The sequence below is a fragment of the Acidiferrimicrobium sp. IK genome (assembly GCF_025499425.1).
In the GTDB taxonomy this organism is placed as follows: Bacteria; Actinomycetota; Acidimicrobiia; order Acidimicrobiales; family Palsa-688; genus Acidiferrimicrobium.
Genome location: NZ_JAIMCB010000040.1, coordinates 1 through 1,290, shown reverse-complemented (window position 1 = coordinate 1,290; position 1,290 = coordinate 1). Strand labels below are relative to the sequence as shown.

General features: G+C 66.4%; 1 pseudogene. It reads left to right on the top strand.

Annotated elements, in window-relative coordinates:
* Positions 1-71: 71 nt before the first annotated feature.
* Positions 72-1,258: pseudogene (locus K6U06_RS24460) on the top strand (IS3 family transposase).
* Positions 1,259-1,290 lie beyond the last annotated feature (32 nt).

Below are 1,290 nucleotides of genomic sequence, written 5' to 3'. Positions count from 1 at the left end.
CCTGAGTCCCCCCGGGTTTGGTGCAGTGCCTATCCCGTGGTTTCGGCCATGGGGGAAGGAGACTGCTCCCGATGGGTCGACCGAAGAAGTATTCCGATGAGTTCCGCCGCCGGGCGGTAGACGAGGTCTTGGAGCGGGACCGCAAGATCCCCGAGGTGGCCGGCCAGCTGGGCATCACCTCGCCCGAGACGCTGCGCCGCTGGGTCCGCCAGGCCGAAGCGGACCGAGGCTTGCGCGAGGCGCCGACGTCCGAGGAACTGGCCGAGATCAAGAAGCTGCGCAAGGAGGTGGCCGACCAGCAGCGCACCATCGAAATCCTCAAGGCGGCAACGGCTTTTTTCGTCCGGGAGCAGAACCCCCGCTGACAGTGAGGGTGGCGTTCATCGACGCCCACCGGGACCGCTGGCCGGTAGCGGTCATGTGCCGGGCGGTCGGCCTGTCCGAGCGCACCTATCACGCCCGCAAGAGCCGGCCGCCCAGCACCCGGGCGGTGCGCGACGAGGCCCTCAAAGCCGATATCCGCCGGTTGTTCGAGGCCAACTACTCCTGTTACGGAGCTCGGCGGTTGTGGATCGCGCTCCGCAGGGAGGACATCGAGATCGGCCGGTGCCGGGTGGAGCGGCTGATGGCCGACATGGGCATCCGGGGCGTGCAGCGAGGCAAGAAACTGTTCACCACGATCGCCGATACCGATGCCGCCCGTCCGCCGGACCTGGTCTGCCGCCAGTTCGTCGCCCAGCGCCCCAACCAGTTGTGGCTGGCCGACATAACTTACTGCTCGACGTGGGAGGGCTGGCTGTATGTGAGCTTCATCTGCGACGCGTTCAGCCGGATGATCGTGGGCTGGCAGATCGCCTCGCACATGCGCACAGAGCTGGTCCTCGACGCCCTGGAGATGGCCGTCTTCCGTCGGGACGTGACCGGACCTTTGACCCATCACTCCGATGCCGGCGCCCAATTTACGGCCATCCGCTACTCAGACCGGCTCACCGAGGCGAACATCGCAGCATCTATCGGCAGTGTCGGTGACAGCTACGACAACGCCATGGCCGAGGCGCTCAACGGCACCTTCAAGGCCGAGCTGGTCAAGCTGCACGGGCCGTGGCGGACCCGGGCTGAGCTCGAGAGAGCCATCATCGACTGGGTCTACTGGTACAACGAGACCCGCCTTCACGGCGAGATCGGCGACTGCCCCCCAGCCGAGTACGAACACCTGTGGTACACCTACACCCAGCCGGCCCTGACCGGCACCAACTAACCCGCACTGCATCGAACCCGGGGTGGCTCAGC